The 19,469-nt window shown below is 62.2% G+C and carries 18 protein-coding genes and 2 pseudogenes; 9 read left to right on the forward strand and 11 right to left on the reverse strand.

Annotated elements, in window-relative coordinates; genetic code table 11:
* The first annotated feature begins 81 nt into the window (after positions 1–81).
* Positions 82–762, forward strand: a complete 681-nt coding sequence (locus tag QM716_RS04975) for a 3'-5' exonuclease (RefSeq protein ID WP_283302751.1) — start codon at positions 82–84, stop codon at positions 760–762.
* A gap of 30 nt (positions 763–792) precedes the next feature.
* Here the strand turns inward: QM716_RS04975 and QM716_RS04980 are convergent, their stop codons facing one another.
* Positions 793–2,220: an amidase gene (locus tag QM716_RS04980; RefSeq protein WP_283302752.1), complete on the reverse strand. Its 1,428-nt coding sequence runs from the start codon at positions 2,218–2,220 to the stop codon at positions 793–795.
* Between the two features lie 116 nt (positions 2,221–2,336).
* Positions 2,337–2,600, reverse strand: a pseudogene (locus tag QM716_RS04985) (response regulator transcription factor); the annotation flags it as partial.
* A gap of 1 nt (position 2,601) precedes the next feature.
* Between QM716_RS04985 and QM716_RS04990 the strand changes: the two are divergent.
* Positions 2,602–3,015: pseudogene (locus tag QM716_RS04990) on the forward strand (AMP-binding enzyme); the annotation flags it as partial.
* Positions 3,016–3,030: 15 nt separating this feature from the next.
* On the opposite strand, the gene QM716_RS04995 reads toward QM716_RS04990, so the two are convergent.
* Positions 3,031–4,398 carry a cytochrome P450 gene (locus QM716_RS04995; protein WP_283302754.1) on the reverse strand — a complete coding sequence of 456 codons (1,368 nt, stop codon included), beginning with the start codon at positions 4,396–4,398 and terminating at the stop codon, positions 3,031–3,033.
* Positions 4,399–4,488: 90 nt separating this feature from the next.
* Between QM716_RS04995 and QM716_RS05000 the strand changes: the two genes are divergently transcribed.
* From QM716_RS05000 to QM716_RS05025, 6 genes are all read left to right on the forward strand, one after another.
* Positions 4,489–5,109 carry a TetR/AcrR family transcriptional regulator gene (locus QM716_RS05000; RefSeq protein WP_283302755.1) on the forward strand — a complete coding sequence of 207 codons (621 nt, stop codon included), beginning with the start codon at positions 4,489–4,491 and terminating at the stop codon, positions 5,107–5,109.
* A gap of 72 nt (positions 5,110–5,181) precedes the next feature.
* Positions 5,182–5,874, forward strand: coding sequence for a TetR family transcriptional regulator (locus tag QM716_RS05005; RefSeq protein WP_283302756.1), 693 nt, complete (start codon positions 5,182–5,184; stop codon positions 5,872–5,874).
* A gap of 159 nt (positions 5,875–6,033) precedes the next feature.
* Complete coding sequence (locus QM716_RS05010; RefSeq protein ID WP_003939784.1) at positions 6,034–7,191, forward strand: acyl-CoA dehydrogenase; 1,158 nt, start codon at positions 6,034–6,036, stop codon at positions 7,189–7,191.
* A gap of 92 nt (positions 7,192–7,283) precedes the next feature.
* Entirely contained in the window at positions 7,284–8,132 is an 849-nt protein-coding gene (locus tag QM716_RS05015) for a 3-hydroxybutyryl-CoA dehydrogenase (RefSeq protein ID WP_283302757.1), read from the forward strand.
* Between the two features lie 163 nt (positions 8,133–8,295).
* Positions 8,296–9,207 carry an oxygenase MpaB family protein gene (locus QM716_RS05020; RefSeq protein ID WP_283302758.1) on the forward strand — a complete coding sequence of 304 codons (912 nt, stop codon included), beginning with the start codon at positions 8,296–8,298 and terminating at the stop codon, positions 9,205–9,207.
* A 24-nt stretch (positions 9,208–9,231) separates the two neighbouring features.
* On the forward strand, positions 9,232–9,624 hold the full coding sequence (locus QM716_RS05025; protein WP_283302759.1) for an RNA-binding S4 domain-containing protein: 393 nt from the start codon (positions 9,232–9,234) through the stop codon (positions 9,622–9,624).
* An 18-nt stretch (positions 9,625–9,642) separates the two neighbouring features.
* Here QM716_RS05025 and QM716_RS05030 read toward each other — a convergent pair whose 3' ends face one another.
* Positions 9,643–10,275 carry a GyrI-like domain-containing protein gene (locus QM716_RS05030; protein ID WP_283302760.1) on the reverse strand — a complete coding sequence of 211 codons (633 nt, stop codon included), beginning with the start codon at positions 10,273–10,275 and terminating at the stop codon, positions 9,643–9,645.
* 121 nt (positions 10,276–10,396) lie between these two features.
* On the opposite strand from QM716_RS05030, the gene QM716_RS05035 reads away from it, so the two are divergent.
* Positions 10,397–11,581 carry a metallophosphoesterase gene (locus QM716_RS05035; protein ID WP_283302761.1) on the forward strand — a complete coding sequence of 395 codons (1,185 nt, stop codon included), beginning with the start codon at positions 10,397–10,399 and terminating at the stop codon, positions 11,579–11,581.
* Positions 11,582–11,587: 6 nt separating this feature from the next.
* Here QM716_RS05035 and QM716_RS05040 read toward each other — a convergent pair whose 3' ends face one another.
* The 7 genes from QM716_RS05040 to QM716_RS05070 form a co-directional block, all read right to left on the reverse strand.
* On the reverse strand, positions 11,588–12,274 hold the full coding sequence (locus tag QM716_RS05040; protein WP_283302762.1) for a TetR/AcrR family transcriptional regulator: 687 nt from the start codon (positions 12,272–12,274) through the stop codon (positions 11,588–11,590).
* A gap of 47 nt (positions 12,275–12,321) precedes the next feature.
* Positions 12,322–12,771, reverse strand: a complete 450-nt coding sequence (locus tag QM716_RS05045) for a potassium channel family protein (protein WP_283302763.1) — start codon at positions 12,769–12,771, stop codon at positions 12,322–12,324.
* Between the two features lie 233 nt (positions 12,772–13,004).
* Complete coding sequence (locus QM716_RS05050) at positions 13,005–13,922, reverse strand: diacylglycerol kinase (protein WP_283302764.1); 918 nt, start codon at positions 13,920–13,922, stop codon at positions 13,005–13,007.
* Positions 13,919–15,532, reverse strand: coding sequence for an FAD-binding oxidoreductase (locus QM716_RS05055; RefSeq protein ID WP_502941948.1), 1,614 nt, complete (start codon positions 15,530–15,532; stop codon positions 13,919–13,921). The genes QM716_RS05050 and QM716_RS05055 overlap by 4 nt, the downstream gene beginning before the upstream one ends.
* Positions 15,533–15,578: 46 nt before the next feature.
* On the reverse strand, positions 15,579–16,118 hold the full coding sequence (locus QM716_RS05060) for a DinB family protein (protein ID WP_283302765.1): 540 nt from the start codon (positions 16,116–16,118) through the stop codon (positions 15,579–15,581).
* Positions 16,119–16,271: 153 nt separating this feature from the next.
* Positions 16,272–18,200, reverse strand: a complete 1,929-nt coding sequence (gene htpG / locus QM716_RS05065; protein ID WP_283302767.1) for a molecular chaperone HtpG — start codon at positions 18,198–18,200, stop codon at positions 16,272–16,274.
* 132 nt (positions 18,201–18,332) lie between these two features.
* Positions 18,333–19,466, reverse strand: a complete 1,134-nt coding sequence (locus QM716_RS05070; protein ID WP_283302768.1) for an acyl-CoA dehydrogenase family protein — start codon at positions 19,464–19,466, stop codon at positions 18,333–18,335.
* Between the last annotated feature and the right edge of the window lie 3 nt (positions 19,467–19,469).

Below are 19,469 nucleotides of genomic sequence, written 5' to 3' on the forward strand. Positions count from 1 at the left end.
CGGAGGTGACTGTTTGTCGTTTGTGTCGGTAGGGCGGTGCATAGTGATTCGGACATGATGTACCGCACCGAAAGGCCCCCGATGAGTAGCTGGTCCGATCGCCCGATCTGCGCGTTCGACCTCGAAACCACGGGACGAGATCCGTCGACCGCTCGTATCGTCAGTGCATGCGTCGCGGTGATCGACGGTTCGAGTGTCGAAACACGCACGTGGCTACTCGATCCCGGCGTCGACATCCCCGCCGGCGCCTCGGCCATTCACGGCATCAGCACCGAGTTCGCGGCGCAACACGGCCAGAACTACTCCGAAGGCTACGAAGAGATCCGCGAGGCTCTGCACAATTCCTGGGTGCGCGATCACGCTGTCGTGGCGTTCAACGCCTCCTACGATCTGACGGTCATGCATGCCGAGGGTCTGCGCATCGGCAAGCCCGCCTTCGTTCCGGGGTTGGTCATCGATCCGTACGTGATCGATCGCGCCATGGACACCTTCCGCAAGGGCAAACGAACGCTCGCGGCAGTGTGCGAGCACTACGGGATTTCATTGGAGTCAGCGCACGAAGCTGAGGCCGATGCCAAAGCAGCGGCAGCGTTGGCCCGCGAGCTGGCCGTTCGGTTCCCCGACATCCTGGGACTCGATCTCATGGTCGATCAAGCCGATTGGCACGCCGAGCGCCAGCGTGATTTCGCCGAGTATCTTCTCAGCCAGGGGAGGGACGTGGCAGATGTGAACGGCCAGTGGCCGATTCGCGTCATCGCCTGACGTCCTCCCCTGCTCGGACGACCGCGCGCGCTACGCTGGGACCGGCGGCCACACCGGCGCAATGGACCACGGACGGGCCGTTTCGAGCTGCGACGCCACCTGTATCAGCACATCTTCACGCCCGAACGCGCCGACCAACTGCACGCCGATCGGAACGCCGGCCGAGTCGTGACCCATCGGCAAGGAAATCGCCGGCTGACCGGAACTGTTGAATGGACTGGTCAAGCCGCTGTATCCGGCCGAGTGTTCCCAGATCGACATGGGATTTGCCGTATCGAGCAGACCAAGCGGCGCGGCCGGCCGAGCCATCGTCGGCGTCAGCAACAGGTCGTGATCGACAAAGAACGCACCGATCACCTGGGCTGCCCGCTCGAGTTCCTGCAACGCCTTGACGACGTTCGTCGCAGTTTCGGACTTCGCGCGGTCGTAGATCATCCGAGCCGTCGGCTCGAGGTCGTCGTCGCGGATTGCGCGGTTCAGCGCCTCGAGTCGTTCGTCGACCTCGATCGTCATCGGAATTCCCATCAGCACGGACAGCCCGGCAGTAAGCGCATCGAGCGGAAAGTTCGGGGCACCCTCGGTGACATCGTGACCGAGTTCTTCGAGCAGGCCGGCAACACTGGTTGTGACGGTCCCACACTCCGGGTCCACCGGAGTGCCGTCCGGCAGCGCGTTACTCAGACCAATCCGCAACCGTCCGGGATCCGCACCCACTTCCTCGACGTACCGCCGCTTCGGCGCCAGGATCACGTAAGGATCGCCAACCGTCGGTCCGGCGGACAGGTCGAGAAGCAGCGCGGTGTCGCGGACACTTCGGGTGAGTGCGTGATGAACACTCATCGGCGACGAGAAGAGCGTGCGCGCCGGTGTCGTCGGAGTGCGTCCACGGCTTGGCTTGAGGCCTACCAAGCCGCAGGCCGATGCGGGAATACGGATCGATCCACCACCGTCACTGGCATGGCCGCCCGGCACGATCCCGACGGCAACAGCTACAGCCGTGCCACCGGAAGATCCGCCGGGCGAACGATCAAGTGCATACGGGTTGCGGGTGGGCCCGAACAGCGCAGGCTCGGTACTCGCGTTCTTGCCGAACTCCGGGGTGTTCGTCTTGCCGACGACAACAAGACCAGCCTCGCGGTAGCGCTCGACCAGCGTCGAATCTTTTTCTGCCACAGCGTCGGCGAACAATCGAGATCCATTGGTGCTCGGCAGTCCTGCGACGTCCATGCCGAGGTCTTTGATCACGAACGGGACGCCGTGCAGTGGACCTTCCGGCAGGCCGCCTGATACCTCGTTGCGCGCTTCCTCGCGCCGCTCACTGATCACTGCGTTGACTGCCGGGTTGCGCTCGTCGAGCCTGTCCAGGCTGAACTCGAGGACTTCCTTGGCGGAGACGTCGCCACTTTTGATTGCTTCGGCCAGGCCGGTCATGTCGTTGTTGTCGAACAAATCCTGCATCGATGCCCTCATCACTCGTGTAGAACTCTGCCGATAGTGAGGACCGTCATATCAACCGGGGCGGCGACGCAGTTTCGAAATTCCGCTTGGCGGGACCGATCAGAGAATCAAGCCCCTCACAGAATCAAGCCATGCCGCCGCGCTTCCACGACCGCTTCGTGACGACTGCGGACGTCGAGTTTTCCCATCAGATTCCGCATGTACGTCTTGATCGTTTCGACGCTCAGGGACAACCTCTCGGCGATCTCGGCATTTCGTAGTCCGAGAGCGACGTACCCCATCACCTCCCGCTCGCGTGGCGACAAGACAACGGCGTTCACGGCTGGAGTGTTCGCGGAGGGAATCGGCGACGCCAATGCCCGAAGCTTTGCCTCGACGGCGTACTACCGCGACGAGGCAGCGACTGCCGAAGCGTTTGCCGGTGGCTGGTTCCATTCCGGGGATCTCGGCGTCATGCATGCCGACGGTTACATCCAGCTCAAGGACCGCGCGAAGGACATCATCATCTCGGGCGGCGAGAACATCTCCACCGTCGAGGTGGAGCAGGCGATCATGAGCCACCCCGCCGTGATCGACGTGGCAGTCGTCGGCGTTCCGGACGAGAAGTGGGGCGAGCGGACGAAAGCATTCGTGGTGCTGGGCAAGGGGTTACAGGCTTCCGCAGAAGACATCGTGGACCACACCCGCACCTTGCTGGCCGGGTACAAGGTTCCCCGCGACATCGTCTTCCCCCTCGACCTTCCTCGCACCCCGACCGGCAAGGTTCTCAAGTTCGAACTGCGGGCGTCGAAGTAACTCGGACGTAGGGGCTCAGCGCACCGGAATGGAGCGCCGACGCAGATCGACAGGTTGACCGTCGGAGGGGAACGGTAAGGACGTGAAGTCGAGCGGGGCGACGTAATCGGCGTCGACGTTCCAGTCGAAGCGCAGGAGGAGGTGATGCATGATTGCCTTGATCTCGGCGCCGGCGAAGTGCATTCCCAGACATTTGTGCACTCCACCGCCGAACGGTTCCCACGCGTACCGATGAACCTTGTCTTCGCGTCGATTCTCGGCGAAACGCTCGGGATCGAAACGCTCGGGATCAGGCCAGTACTGCGCCATGTGGTGCGTGAAGTGAGGGGCGACAGAAGCATACGTTCCCGCAGGTACGAAGTGACCCCGCACTTGGGTGTCGCGGACCGCTCGCCGCGCCATGACCGGTACGGGAGAGACGAGCCGGAGGCATTCCTTCATCACCAGATCAAGACTGCTCAGCCCGTCGAGATCTGCATAACTCGGCATCGAGGTCCCCAGTGCAAGCGATTCTGTCCGGCACTTGTCCTGCCACGTTGGGTGCTGACCCAGGTATTGCATCATCGTGGAAAGGGTGATCGTCGAGGTATCGTGTGCGGCCATCAGAAGGAAGATCATGTGGTCGATCACTTCGTCGTCGCTGAAGCGTTGTCCCGCTTCGGATTCGATGTGACAGAGCACGGAGAACAGATCATCGGTTTCGAGATCTCGACGCGCCGGCAGGTAACGACGAAAGAAGTCTTCCAGGACCCGGCGGCCGTCGAGCCCTCGCTTCCATCGCGTCCCCGGCACGCGGTAGCGGACCAGAGACGTTGCTGCCTGGACGCAATCGACGAAAGCCTTCTTCACCGAGGATATTTCGCTCTCGGTGCTTCCTTCCGCCCCGCCCATGAAAATGTCGGTGGCGAGATCGAGGGTCAGTGTCTTCAGCGCCGTGTAGGCACGGAATCCGTCAGCGGGAGACCATGCGTCGAGTGCCGAGTCGATTGCCGGGTTGAGAACGTCGACAGACTTCTCGAGTCGTGATCGAGTGAACGCCTGCTGCATGATTCGACGGTGTCGTAAATGTTCTTCGGAATCGAGCAGCATAAGCCCACCGTGAAAGAAGGGACCGATCAGCACCGACCAGCCGTCGCTGTTGACGAAAGCCCGATCTTTGTTCTGCAGCACCTCCTGACACGCGTCAGGTCCGAGTACAGCGATCCATCGCCGACCGACCATGGAGAACCAGGACACCTCGCCGAATCGATCCCAGTTCTCCTGCATCAGAGCGAGTGGATCGCGAATGTATGCCAGCGCATGCCCGACCAGGGGCAGCCCGGAACGACCCGAAATCGGGTGCAATGGCGAGTTCATCGGGGGACGAGCCAGGATCTTGGGCACTGTGACCTCTACTCTCGCTCAATCTGACAGTGACTCCTGTCAGATTGACAGTAGTCTGCGTCACACTGATGCGTCTGTCAATATCGACCTATGACTCCTCCCAACTCGCGTCGATATGCCGGCCTGAGCGGCGATCAGCGCTCGGCGCTGCGGCGCGAGAGCTTGCTCGAGGCAGGGATGGAAATATTCGCGGCCGCAGGCAATCGCGGCGCCACGATGACCGCTATCTGCGCTCAGGCCAAGTTGACGGAACGATACTTTTACGAAAGTTTCTCCAGCAGAGACGAATTGCTGGAAAAGATCCTGGACAGGATTGCGGACGAAGTCCGCGACGCAGGTCTGGCCGCACTACGAGCGAGCGACGGGACGCTCGAGCAGCGCGTACGAGATGCCATCGCGTCGTTTGTCACCATCCTCACCGACGATCCCCGTAAGGGCCGTGTAGCGATGATCGAATCCGCTGCATACGAACCCCTGCGTACACACCGACGCGCAGTACTGCACGGCTTCGCCCAGATGGTCGCGGACGAAGCCACGCGAATGTACGGCGACCGAGCTTGGCCACCTCGTCAAGGTCAGATCAACGGACTACTTTTTGTAGGCGGCCTCGCCGAGCTGGTCACCGCATGGTTGAACGAGGAGATCGCTATCTCCCCCCAGGAGATCGTCGAGGCGGCAACCTACCAATTCACATCCACCGCACACCGTTGAGACAGAACGGTCCGGCACCTCGATCCCGCCCGTCGCACCGGGAGCGCGCTCACAGGCGCAATACTTGTCCCCATGAGTGAACGCGCAGACTTGCCCGGAACTGACCCCGCACAGTTTCGGGTCCACGTCGCGTCTCAAGCGATTCGGTTGTTCTCGGAGAACGGGTACGAAGCCACCACCGTCGAGCAGATCGCCGCTGCCGCCGGCGTGTCACGTCGGACGTTCTTCCGGCAGTTCCGCTCCAAGGAAGACGTGATCTTCGCCGATCACGAATCCCTCCTCGAACACGTCGCCGAGTTCCTGGCGTCCGATTCCGCCGACCCCTGGGCGTCCGTGTGCGAGGCGGCCGGACTCGTCTTCGATTTCTTCCGACGGAACCGTGACCTGTCGATGCGGCGATACCGCGTCGTACAGCATGTCCCGGCACTTCGCGACCGCGAGCTCGTCACCGGATTCCGCTACGAGCGCCTCTTCGTCGACTACCTGCGCAGCGCTGTTCCCCGCGAGCCCGTCCTCGAGGTTGTCGGTTTTGCCGCAGCTGTCACCGCGTGCCACAACTACCTCTTGCGAAGCATGATCAAGGGCGACGAGGACGCCACAGCCGAAGCGCTGAGCCAGGCGCTTCTCGACGTTCGGCGGACGTACGGCGTGGCCCCCGGGTCCAAGACCAGCACGCCAGAATCAAAGTCTGTGCTGGTAGTAGCGTTCACCCCGGGTACTTCCGCCGAGGAGATCAGCAGAAGGATCCACGAACAACTCGGCTGACACTCCTCGTGCACGGAAACTTCACACGGCCATCCCTTGACCTGGCACTCAGTGCCGTGTTTGACTGGAGTCATTGGCACCGGACTGTCCGCGAATCTCGCGGGTAATGCCGGAGCCGCGCCGACCGCCTTCAAGCCACCTTCACCAAGGAGCGTTCCCATGGCAGGAAACCCGGATTTCAATCTCTTCGCGCTGAACGAAGAGCACGACGAACTGCGGGCTGCTATCCGCGGACTCTCCGAGAAGGAAATCGCGCCGTACGCCAAGGACGTCGACGAGAACGCACGTTTCCCCGAGGAAGCGCTCACCGCTCTCAATGCGTCGGGCTTCAACGCCATCCACGTCCCCGAGGCTTACGACGGCCAGGGCGCCGACTCCGTCGCCACCTGCATCGTCATCGAGGAAGTTGCCCGCGTCTGTGGCTCCTCCTCGCTGATCCCCGCCGTGAACAAGCTCGGCACCATGGGCCTGATCCTCAAGGGTTCCGAAGAGCTCAAGTCCAAGGTGCTCCCGGACCTCGTCAACGGCGGAATGGCGTCGTACGCACTGTCCGAGCGTGAAGCGGGATCCGACGCCGCTTCGATGCGTACCCGCGCGAAGGCTGACGGCGACGACTGGATCCTCAACGGCTCCAAGTGCTGGATCACCAACGGCGGCAAGTCCACCTGGTACACCGTCATGGCTGTTACCGATCCCGACAAGGGTGCCAACGGCATCTCCTCCTTCATGGTCCACAAGGACGACGAGGGCTTTGTCGTCGGACCGAAGGAAAAGAAGCTCGGCATCAAGGGCTCCCCCACCGCCGAGCTGTACTTCGAGAACTGCCGCATCCCCGGCGACCGCATCATCGGCGAACCGGGCACCGGCTTCAAGACGGCTCTCGAGACCCTCGACCACACGCGTCCCACCATCGGCGCACAGGCTGTCGGCCTGGCCCAGGGTGCACTCGACGCAGCACTGGCATACACCAAGGACCGCAAACAGTTCGGCAAGTCCATCAGCGACTTCCAGGCTGTTCAGTTCATGCTCGCCGACATGGCGATGAAGGTCGAAGCCGCACGTCTGATGGTCTACACCTCCGCTGCTCGCGCCGAGCGTGGCGAGAAGAACCTCGGCTTCATCTCCGCTGCCGCCAAGTGCTTCGCTTCGGACGTTGCCATGGAGGTCACCACCGACGCCGTGCAACTGTTCGGTGGCGCCGGCTACACCACCGACTTCCCGGTCGAGCGCATGATGCGCGACGCCAAGATCACGCAGATCTACGAGGGCACCAACCAGATTCAGCGCGTCGTGATGTCGCGTGCGCTGCTGAAGTAGGGCCTCCGGCCCTGTGCGCGGTTAGGCAGTCCATAGACTCCTTAACCGCGCACGGGGGCTTGTCCCCTGTCTGAAGAATCTTGAGGAGAATCGTGGAACTCGTAGGCGTAATCGGCGGCGGCACCATGGGTGCCGGCATTGCCGAAGTTTGTGCAAAAGCCGGTAGCTCGGTACTGGTGCTCGAAACCAAAGAAGAATTTGCGGCCGCCGCTCGCGAGCGGATCGCCAAGTCGATCAACCGCGGCGTAGCCAAGGGCAAGATCACCCAGGAAGACGCCGACGCCGCCATCGCACGCGTTCGCGTCACCCTGGACATCGAAGAGTTCGCCGATCGCGATCTGGTGATCGAGGCGGCTCCCGAGATCGAAACTCTCAAGTACGAGATCTTCGGCAAGCTCGACAAGATTGTCAAGCCTGCAGGCATTCTGGCGACCAACACCTCGTCGATCCCCGTCATCAAGATCGCCAAGGCCACCTCGCGCCCCGGCCAGGTTGTGGGCGTTCACTTCTTCAACCCCGTGCCGGTCATGCCGCTCGTGGAGATCGTGGTCAGCCTCACGACGTCCGAAGAGACCGTCCTCGCCGTCACCGACTACGCAAAGAACACCTTGCGTAAGAAGACGGTTCGCGCGGGCGACCGTTCGGGCTTCATCGTCAACGCCCTGCTCATCCCGTACCTGTGCCAGGCCGTCCGGATGCTCGAATCCGGTTATGCCACAGCAGAAGACATCGACGAGGCCATGAAGGGCGGCTGCGGCTACCCGATGGGCCCGCTGACGCTCCTCGACACCGTCGGTCTCGACATCGCTCTCGCAGCGGCGGAGTCCCTGTACGCGGAATTCGCAGAACCGCACTACGCTCCGCCGGCGCTGCTTCGCCGCATGGTCGACGCCGGTCGCCTCGGCAAGAAGACCGGTCGCGGCTTCTACGAATACGCCTGAGTCCGACCGCTTCACTCTTCCGGCCCCTCACCTGTTGCAGGTGAGGGGCCGGAGTTGTTTTCGGGCAGATCTTGCCGAATCCATTGACAAATTCGCGTGGCGCAGCAAAAGTCATCATGTGACAACAACCGTTGTCACATGAGCGCATGCGGAGGCCAACCAGATGAGCAGCGATGCGGACACCGGCACTCGTCGACCCAAGCTCCGGGAACAACCGAAGCCCCGGGAACTACCAGTGCCCCGGGAACTACGAGCCGATCCGATCGGCCCCGGTTCCCTGACGTGGACACACTTCGGCGACATTCGCGGCCTGCTGTATCTCGGACGCGCAGGAACGCTGCAGAACATGCACCCCGCGGTAAGTGGAGCGCTGCAAGATCATTCGAACTTCTTCGACAACCCGCTCGACCGCCTGTTCCGCTCACTGCCTCCCATCTACGGCGTCGTGTACGACCGGACCGAAAAGGGCACAGGCACGCTCGTTCGCAATTTCCACACCGATCTCAAAGGAATAGACGAAACCGGCGGGCGCTACCACGCCCTCGCTCCTGACACTTTCTGGTGGACACACGTCACGTTCTTCGAGGTGATACTCGATTTCAACGAACGATTCGCGTACAAGAAATTCACACCGGAGCAGAAGGACCAGCTAGTCCGTGAGGCCGTAACCTGGTGGCGTTGTTACGGTCTCACCGATCGACCCGCTTTCGACGATTACGCGAGTTTTCGCGCGTACTGGGAAGACATGCTCGACAACCAGTTGATCAACACTCACACTACGAAGTGGTCGACGCGCATCTCCGAGCACAGCATCGCACCTGCTCCCAAGGTGCCGACGTGGTTGTGGAAACTCTCCTCGCGCCCCACGATGGCAGTGGCGAACTGGATCGGCAAGGCACTGATGCCGGAGAAGGCGCGCGAAACCCTCGGATGGGAGTGGACGCCGCGCGACGAACGAATGTACTTCTGGTTCGCCCGCTTCCTGACACTGACCGATCGGTTCTGGCATCTACTTCCCCTACGTCTGCAGTACGCACCGCGTGCATACTCGGGTATCCGCACGCAGGGTCTTTGAGCCTGCATCGGTAGGCTGGAGAGCGTGCCAGTCCAACTCCCCTCCGACGCGATCAGTGTCCGCGTGGACAGCTGGACGTGGGCCGTTCGACTCTTCAAGACACGCTCGCAGGCGGCGACCGCATGCCGATCAGGACACGTTCGGGTCAACGGAACGTCGGCAAAGGCGGCTCAGCAGGTGAAAGCCGGCGACGAGGTACGGGTGCGCGTATCCGGCATCGAGCGCATCGTCGTAGTAGTCAAGCCGATCACGAAACGAGTCAGCGCTGTGCTGGCCGCCGATTGCCTGCAGGATAATTCACCACCCCCACCGCCTCCCGAACTGATCGCGTCCATCCCGCGACGTGATCGCGGCGCCGGCAGACCGACCAAACGTGAGCGACGCGACCTCGAAAAGTTGCGCGGCCTCGAGCCCTAATCACTACCTCGAACGCAGTCACGACCTCGAAACAGGCTGACGCAGAACCGTCTTCAGTTTCTCGGGCGGCGTCCGGCGAGCGTCGCTGAGGTAGATCTCGTGATGATCGCCGTTGAAGCTCAGGCCGTTCGACGGGATGAAGGTGTTGTGCAGCCGGTCCAGGGTGGGAGCTTCGTCGTCGTACGAGCCGACGTGAAGAATCTGGACGGACAGGCCTTCCTCCAACTCGAGAAACCTGACCTTGTCGAGAGCGGCAATGTCCTTCTTGGCCCGGACTGCCTTGGCTCGGACTGCGGCAATCGCCTCAGACAGTTCGGACTGCGTGATCCACTCCGGTTGCGAGATCATCATCGTCCAATCCCACGACGCCTTGTCCCGCGTCACGAACACCTCGGGGTCGTCTGCCCGCCACAACCCTTCCAGTGGGCCCACGACGAAGTCGCGATCCAGTTCCTTCTTGCTCGCGAATTTTGTCGCGTAGGACACCGAATACAGCGCTTCGAGCGCCTCGGAGTACTCGGTGGCAGTGTTGGGATCGCCGTGACCGTCGACGGCGAAGTAGCCGAAGCGCGGGACGGTCACGAAGGCAAAATCGCGACGGCCGGGCGAATAGAGATCCTTGTAGGCCTTTTTGACGTCGTACTTCTCCATGTGCCACCCACCTGAGCTCGGACCAAGTTCAACATCAGGAAACTAGCCGAAGACACCGACAACCGAATAGCGGACCGGCGTCCCCTTGTTAATAGACCAGTGGACCTTTACTCTGGACGGAGTGACTACACCCCCGACGACCGACGTCGTCCAAGCTCCGCGCCGCAGACCGTTGCGGATCGTGGCCATTTCAGCGATTGTCGCGTCGATCTTGGCCCTACTGTTCGTGTACCCGTGGTGGAGTTTGTTCATCCGGCCGGACTGGCCGACGACCGTCACAGTGTTCGGCACCGTTCTGTCTGCCGTCCTGTTGATCACTCTGCCTGCCACGATGGTGCTCAGCCATGGCCACACCGATCGTGATCCCATTCGCATGGTCGGCGATGCGCTCCTCGGAATCATCTGGGTCGTGTTCGTGTGGACGCTGCTCGGCGAAGTCCTGCGACTCGGACTGCTCGTCGCGGGCGTGGAGGATCCGCTTCGGTCGAGAATTGTCGCCGTTGCGGCGCTGATCATCTCGGCCGTTCTGCTGGTCTGGGGCTATCGGGAAGCCATGCGGCTGCCTCGGATCAAGTACGTCGACGTCACCATCCCTCGCCTCGGAGCGGGGATGGACAAGCTTCGAGTAGTCACAATTACCGACACCCATTTCGGGCCGATCAATCGCGAGAAGTGGTCGCAGCGCGTCATCGCGGCAGTCAACGAACTCGATGCCGACATCGTGGCCCACGTCGGTGACATTGCCGACGGAACGGTGGAGCAGCGCCTCGGCCAAGCCACCCCACTCGCATCCGTGGAAGCCAGACTCGCTCGTGTCTACGTCACCGGCAATCACGAGTACTTCCACGAGGCTCAGGAGTGGCTCGACTACATGACCTCGATCGGCTGGGATGCCCTGCACAACCGGCACCTCGTCGTCACCAAGGGCGGCGACAACCTAGTCATCGCCGGAGTCGACGACGCCACCGCTCTGGGATCGAAACTCGACGGGCACGGCGCGAACTTCGAGATGGCCCTTGCCGGCACCGACCCCGATTTGCCGATCCTGATGCTCGCCCATCAACCGAAGCAGGTAACTCAGTCCGCTTCCGCGGGAGTGGATCTGCAACTCGCCGGTCATACCCACGGCGGACAGATCTGGCCTTTCAACCTTCTGGTCAAACTCGATCAACCGTCGGTGCACGGGCTCACCCGTCACGGCGACCGCACGCAGTTGTACACAAGCCGCGGAACCGGGTTCTGGGGTCCACCCTTCCGAGTGTTCGCACCGAGCGAGATCACCGTCCTGACGCTGCACAGCGCCTGAACGTGCTCAGCTCGTTCGGGTTGCCGCTCGCGCCGACAACCCGACGAGCTGATTGATCAGACCTTCACGTAGGCCGGTTGCGAACATGTCGGCAGCAGGGGGCGCCTGCATCTCGTTCAGCACGACGACCATGGATTCGGCGGGCTCGGCAGTCGGCCACAAGCCTGCAACAATCACCAGGGTCACCTTGGCAAATTGAGCCGCGTCACCCTCCGAGAGGTGAGGCAGTTGCGAATGAATCAGCGACGCAAACCTTCTCGAGTTGACCGTTGCCCGCTTCTTGAAGTCACGGGCGACGTCGACGGAGATGTTTCTTTCGAGGACACCTGCCATGACACTCGTCAACTCGCACAGTAGACGCTGTGCGACAAGCGATTCCGCAACCGTCGATGCCACATGGATTTCAGTGGCAAACGGTGAGTCGCCACCGGTCGGAGTCAACGACTCGGACAACCCGTCCAACCACGCAACCCAGTTCTCTTCGAGCACTTCGAGAAAGATGGCTTCGCGACTGTCGAAGTAGCGAAGCACGTTCGACTTCGCCAGGCCGACGCTCTCACTGAGTTCACGCAGGCTGATGTCGGCGACGGGCCTCGACCCGAGCATCGCGCGGGCTGCATCGAGAATCGCGCACCGACGTGCTTCGATCTGCTCAGGCCTGCGCGCGCGCTGAAATCCGTGGGTCGCCACCATCACACAAGATTATCAGACCATCGTTCTATTGTTCTCTGTGATGCGGGTCAATTGTCCGAAGACGCGTGCTGCGCCACGACTCCCCTCGACGCCAATTCACGACGCAGCGAATCGGTATCGACGGACGCGAGATCAACCCGGTGCGTGCGGGCAGCCAAGGCTCGGACTTCCTCGGACAGATCCGCCACCTGCTTACGCGTCGCGGCCTGGGATGCCTCGTCCTGTTCCGCCACGCGCTCGACCAGCCAAGAAGCGAGTGTGGCAGTCACGATGCCCAGCAACGCAATTCCGCCGATCATCAATGCTCCGGCGATCAAGCGCCCGGTCGTAGTAACGGGAGCCATGTCTCCGTAACCGACGGTCGTGACCGTCTCCATCGCCCACCACAATGCCGTTCCGTACGACGTGATGGCGGCACCCTCGGCGTGACGCTCGGCATCGAGCATGGCCAGCGCCGCAACACCGATCAGCAAGGCCGTGGCAGAGGTGGCGTACACGACCACTCGTCCACATGGTCCATTCGGTCAGAGGATGTGGGAGACCCGTCGGTTGCCCCAGCACTTGGTACGCGTACGCCACCAGGGACGGGCAGGCCGCAGCGGTCAACGGGATCTCGGTGGTGAGCTGCCATTACTCCGACGTCCACGCAGTGCAGCGGTGCACCGACTTCATCGATTCGTTCATCCGAGAAGTCTGACACCACCGCTACCGCGTGGTCGGCAGAACCGACTCAGATCCGAGTGTGCGTCAAGATGTTGAGCGCAGTGGGAACTGCCTCGATCGTGATCGGCAACGGCCCCACCCGATCGCCGTCCGCGTAAGCGATGATGCCCTCGGAGACCAACCGGACCTTCTTCGATCGGTACGTCTGCACCGCGTCGAGAGAAATGTGAGTTCCCTTGTACACCCGCGGAAACAGTCGCACCAGACGCAACCTCGAACCATGCCCGACGACGGTCAGATCCAACAACCCGTCCGACTTCGACGCGCCAGGGGTGATGAGCATGCCGCCGCCGTACGAGCGGCCGTTGCCAACAGCCACGAGCGTCGCGTCCACCGTGATGACCTCGTCGTCGAGTTCGATCCGATACGGCAACGGCTTCATCTTCGCCAACTCGGCGAGCATAGCCAGGTTGTAGCGCATCGGCCCCTTGGGCCAGGACATCCGATTGGCCCGCTCGCTGACCAGCGAGTCGAATCCGCTGGCGATAATGGTTCCCGACCAGACGACGGAACCGTCGGCCAGCGTGATCTTCGCCAGATCTGACTGCTGCACGACGCCGTCTGCGATCACGTCGGCTGCTGCTTCGGGATCGCCTGTGGGAATGCCGAACTCACGGGCGTGATCGTTCCCGGTGCCTGCCGGGATGAGCCCGATGGGAGTATCGGTCAACGCTGCAGCTTGCAGTCCGATACTGATGGCACCGTCGCCGCCGACAACCACGAGTGCGTCGGTGCCCTCCTCGATCGCACGACGCGCCAACTTCTTGGCGTCGTCGGCGTCGGTTCCGATGATCTCGGTGACGGCAACTCCCCGAGCGCGCAGTTGCGCAACACCTTTGCGTCCTGCCGCAGGCGCGTGACCATGTCCCGCCATCGGATTGATCAGGACGGTAACCTTCTCGATCTGACTGCGGGTTTCGGTCACGGAATCAGCTTTCCAGGATTGAGGATGCCGGCAGGGTCCACTGCATTCTTTACTGCGCGAAGGATGTTCGCGCCCAATTCACCGATCTCGTCCTTCATCCACGGGCGGTGATCAGCGCCGACGGCGTGGTGATGGGTGATCGTGCCACCGGCCGCGATGATCGCATCGCCCGCGGCAGTCTTCGCCTTGTGCCACTGAGCGATCGGATCCTCGGTCTGCGCGCTGACCACGGTGAAGTACAGCGAAGCGCCGGTCTTGTACGTGTGCGAAATGTGGCACATCACGAGCGGCTGAGTACCCTGCTCGACGAGAGCCTTCGTCAGTGCATCGGTGACCGAGGCGCGCAGGTTCGCGAGGTTACCCCAGGTGGTTGCCGTCTCGAGGGTTTCGCACAGAGCACCGACGTCGAGCAAGGCGTCACGCAGATATGGCGCATCGAATCGCCCGTGTTCCCAACTGTTTCCAGGCTCCTCGCCTAGCGACGTCCCGCCGTGTGCGGTAAGAATTGCGCGGGCCTCCGCCATCCGCTCAGCGGTGTGCGAAGCTGTGCCCTCGTAGGTGGTGATGCCGAGGCAACCACCGGTGAAGGCGTTCTCGCCGATCTTGTCGGTGGTCGCCAGGTTCACGCCACTCTCGGCCTCGTCGGACAACCGCAGTACGGTCGGAGCCGATCCTTCCTGAACAAGCTCACGCAATGCTGCTGCGCCGGTGGCAAAGTCGGGGAAGCTCCACCCTTCGCGCACTGTGGTCTCAGGCAGGCGGTGAACCCGCACAGTCACGTGCGTGATGACGCCGAAGGTGCCCTCGGAGCCGACAAAGAGCTCACCCAGATCAGGGCCGGCGGCGGATGCCGGTGCGCGCCCGGTCTCGACCACACCACTCGGGGTGACGACAGTGAGGCCGTGGACCATGTCCTCGAAGCGTCCGTATCCAGCCGACGCCTGTCCCGACGATCGGGTAGCGGCAAACCCGCCCAAAGTGGCGAACAGGAAGCTCTGCGGGAAGTGCCCGACCGAGAAGCCGTGCTCACGCAGTAGCTCCTCGGCGCGTGGGCCGGTGGTTCCCCCGCCGAACGTCGCGATGCCCGACTCCTCGTCCAACCCGACGAGTTGATCGAACCGACGCAGGTCGAGAGAAAGAACCGCGTCGAACCCGTCGCGGATGGGATCGAGCCCGCCGACGACGCTGGTGCCGCCGCCGAATGGGACCACTGCGATCCGGTTGGCAGAGCAGTGTCGGAGAACCTGCTCGACCTCTGCGTCTGTCCCTGGAGTGACGACTGCGTCCGGTGCGTCCTGCGGCTCGGCGCTACGACGGCGAAGCAGATCCGGGGTGCTCTTGCCACCGGCCCGACGGATTCGATCCGAATCCTTGGTGCTGACGTACTCGGCCCCGACCAGCTCTGCCAGCGCTTCGACATGCGACTGAGCCATAGCGGACGGAGTCACCTGGACGTCTTCGATGGCGAGACGCGATCGAGTCGGTGCGGAGACGCCGAGAAATCCGGTCAGCAACGATGTGACTGCGTCCGACAGTTCACGCTTTTTGGCCGGATCGCCCCAGGCGTCCCACTGCATCGGCGGTTGCAAGGCAGACTTTTCGGTGCTCATAGACACTAGTGTTACATATTTGTGTGATGTGTAAACATCAGGTCGGTCAACCCATCGTCTTGGAACCGTCGATGGCTTCGCGAAGCATGTCCGCGTGGCCGGCGTGCTGGGCCGTCTCTGCGATGATGTGCAGCAACGCGCGCCGCGCTGACCAGCGAGCCCCCGCTTCGAACCACGGCGCCGACGGCAGTGGATGCGAGATGTCGAGGCTTTCGAGAGAGACCATCAACTCATCTGTCCTTGCTGCGATCCGCTCGTACTCGGAGACGATATCCACCAGCGTGTCGCCCTCGACCATGGCAAATTCGTCCGCCCGTTCCCGCTGCATCTCTTCCGACCACTGGGTGGGATCGAAGTCTCCGCCCAGTCCGGCCGGCCCTTCCAGGATGAAGTCGACCCAACCCTTTTCCGCCTGACCGACGTGCTTGACCAATCCGCCGAGGCACAGTTCGCTCACGGTCGGCCTCGAAGCAGCCTGTTCGTCGGTGAGGTTCTTGACGGTGAAGAGAAGGAATTCACGATGCCGACGCAGGCTCTGGAGGAGATCCGCGCGCTCGCCGGTGACGGTGGTGGTCGGTGCGTTCATGATGTTTTCCTTCGCTAGTGGTTCGTGCCCTGTGAGAACTACGTTAGAAGTCATTGCGGACAGAAACGGTCCTCAATAGAAAACGATCAAGAAAAAACTCCCGGCTCCCACCGATGAAGGTGGATGCCGGGAGTTCGAGCGAGATAGACCAGATCAGACTGTGCGGGCCAGTCGATCGGCCAACAGACGCGTGAAGTGCGCCGGGTCGCTCAGCTCGCCGCCCTCGGCAAGCAACGCCATGCCGTAGAGAAGCTGAGCGGTTTCCGTCAGGTTCTCTGCATTGTCATTGGCGGCCTGAGCCTCCCGCAGACCCGAGACCAGCGGGTGTGCCGGGTTGAGCTCGAGGATGCGCTTGCTGTGCGGAACAGGCTGACCCGAAGCCTTGTACATCTTCTCGAGTGTCGGCGACATGCTGAACGCGTCGCCGACGATGCAGGCAGCCGACGTGGTCAGTCGCGTCGAGAGACGCGTTTCCTTGATGTCGTCGGACAGGGTTTCGGTCAGCCACGTCAGCAGCTCGCCGAATTCCTTCTCCTTCTCTTCGCGCTCGGCCTCGGCCGCCTTCTTCTCGTCCTCGGTGTCGAGGTCGACCTCGCCCTTGGCAATCGACTGGAAGGTCTTGCCGTCGAAGTCCGAGACAGCGTCGACCCACATCTCGTCCACGGGGTCGGTGAGTACCAGAACCTCGAGGCCCTTGGCCTTGAAAGCCTCCATGTGCGGGGAGCTTTCGATGAGGTGACGAGATTCGCCGGTCATGAAGTAGATCTGTTCCTGACCGTCCTTCATACGCTCCACGTACTCGGCGAGAGTGGTCACGCCCTCTTCACTGTTGGTCGAGGCGAAGGACGAGACGTCGAGCAGCGTCTTACGGTTGTCGGCATCGGCCATCAGGCCTTCCTTGAGCGCGCGTCCGAACTCGGTCCAGAAGGTCGAGTACTTCTCCGGCTCGTTCGCCTTCATGTCCTTGATGGTCGAGAGGACCTTCTTGGTCAGACGACGACGGATGGCGGCGATCTGCCGGTCCTGCTGCAGAATTTCACGAGAGACGTTGAGCGAGAGGTCTTGTGCGTCGACCACGCCCTTGACGAATCGCAGGTAATCGGGCACCAATTCTTCGCAGTCGTCCATGATGAAGACGCGCTTGACGTAGAGGTGGATGCCGGCCTTGCGCTCACGCATGAAGAGATCGAACGGCGCCGTCGACGGAATGAACAGCAGCGCTTGGTATTCGAAAGTACCTTCGGCCTTCATCGGGATGACTTCGAGGGGCTCGTCCCACGCGTGGCTGACGTGCTTGTAGAACTCCTTGTACTCGTCCTCGGACACCTCGTCCTTGGAACGAGTCCACAGAGCCTTCATCGAGTTGATCGTCTCGGTGTCGATGGTGACCTCGGGCTCCTCGCCCTCGGCCGGCGTCGATGTACGAGCGACATCCATGCGGATGGGCCACGCGATGAAGTCGGAGTACTTCTTGACCAGTTCCTTGATCTTCCATTCCGACGTGTAGTCGTGCAGGCCGTTCTCGGAATCCTCGGGCATCAGGTGCAGGGTCACCGAGCTGCCCTGCGGCGCCTCGTTCACATGCTCGAGCGTGTACGTGCCCTCGCCGGTCGATTCCCAGCGCGTCGCGTGATCTTCACCGGCACGGCGGGTCAACAGCGTGACCTTGTCCGCGACCATGAATGTGGAGTAGAAGCCGATGCCGAACTGACCGATCAGTTCTTCGGATGCCGCTGCATCCTTGGCTTCCTTGAGCTTACGACGGACTTCGGCGGTGCCGGACTTGGCGAGCGTGCCGATCAGGTCGACGACCTCGTCACGCGACATGCCGATGCCGTTGTCGCGGATGGTCAGGGTGCGCGCCGCCTTGTCGATGTCGATCTCGATATGCAGATCGGAGACGTCGACGTTGAGGTCTTTGTCCTGGTACGACTCGAGGCGGAGCTTGTCCAGCGCGTCCGAAGCGTTGGAGATCAACTCACGAAGGAAGCTGTCCTTGTTCGTATAGATTGAATGAACCATCAGATCCAGCAGCTGGCGTGTTTCTGCTTGGAACTCGAGCTGCTCGGTATGCGCGGTCACTTCGATCCCTTTCTCTTCTCGGACTGATCACAGGGATTTTACTCGACCTCGAATACCGGGGGTCGGCCCCTGCACGGACAAGGGGAGGTCACGCGAACCTGCGCGTGACCTCCCGTTATCTTCACCACCGAACTACTCGGTGACGTCCACCATCGAATAGTTCGAGACGCCACCGGCCAGCACCCGAAGGTGATCGTCCGAGGCACCCAAAGTGTGTTCGATGGCCACCAGCCGCGAGACGTAATGCCCGACCGGATACTCGGCCGTCATTCCGATACCACCGTGCATCTGAATCGCTTCCTGTCCGATCTGATGCGCGGCGCGACCGACAGCCAGCTTCGCGCGCGACGCGATGGTCGGATCGATCACGCCGTCGGCGATGGCCATGGTGGCGTACAGACTCATACTGCTCGCCAGTTCGAGCGCCACGTACATGTCGGCAGCCCGATGCGTCAACGTCTGGAACTTCGCGAGCGGAACGCCGAACTGCTTGCGCTGCTTCAGGTAATCCGTCGTCAGTCGCAGCGCTTCCGTCATGATCCCGATCGCCTCGGCGCACAGAGCTGCCTGCGCCCGAACCTCTGCTTCGACGATCGCCGCCGTGACATCGCCGCCCTCACCAAGTTGTTCGGCCGCGGCATCGGTGAACGTGAACTGCGCACCGCGTCGGCCGTCGTGGGTGGCGTACGTGCTCCGTGTGACACCCGAGCCTTCCGCATCTACCAGGAAGAGCCCGGTGCCGTTGCCCGGAAGTGCGGCGCTGACGATCACGACGTGCGCGCTGTCGCCCTGCAGGACCGGGTTCTTGACGCCGGTGATCGTCCACCCCGATCCCGACTGTGAAGCCGCGGTCGTGACGGTGGCGACCGGCCAGCGGGTGCCAGGTTCCGTATGCGCGAAGGCCGACAGAGTGGTCCCGTCGCTGAGCGCCGGCAGGAGCCGCGCCCGCTGATCTGCCGAACCGACAGCAGCGACCAAACCGCCGGGGATCAGAACACCACCCAAGTACGGCTCGGGTGCAAGCGCGCGGCCCAGTTCGGTCATCACGACCATGGTCTCGACCGGTCCGGCGCCCATTCCGCCGTCAGACTCCGCGAACGGCAGGCCGAGCAGCCCAAGCTCCGCGAACTGCTTCCACACCGCGGCATTCCATCCCTCGTCAGTAGCCGAGGTGGCGTTGCGCTTCTCCGCGTCGTAGCTGCGGCTGAGCAATTCGCGCGTCGTGTCGCGGAGCATCGTCTGCTCGTCGTCGAGTTCGAAATTCATGTC

It is taken from the genome of Rhodococcus sp. IEGM 1409, from assembly GCF_030056735.1.
Taxonomy (GTDB): domain Bacteria; phylum Actinomycetota; class Actinomycetes; order Mycobacteriales; family Mycobacteriaceae; genus Rhodococcus_F.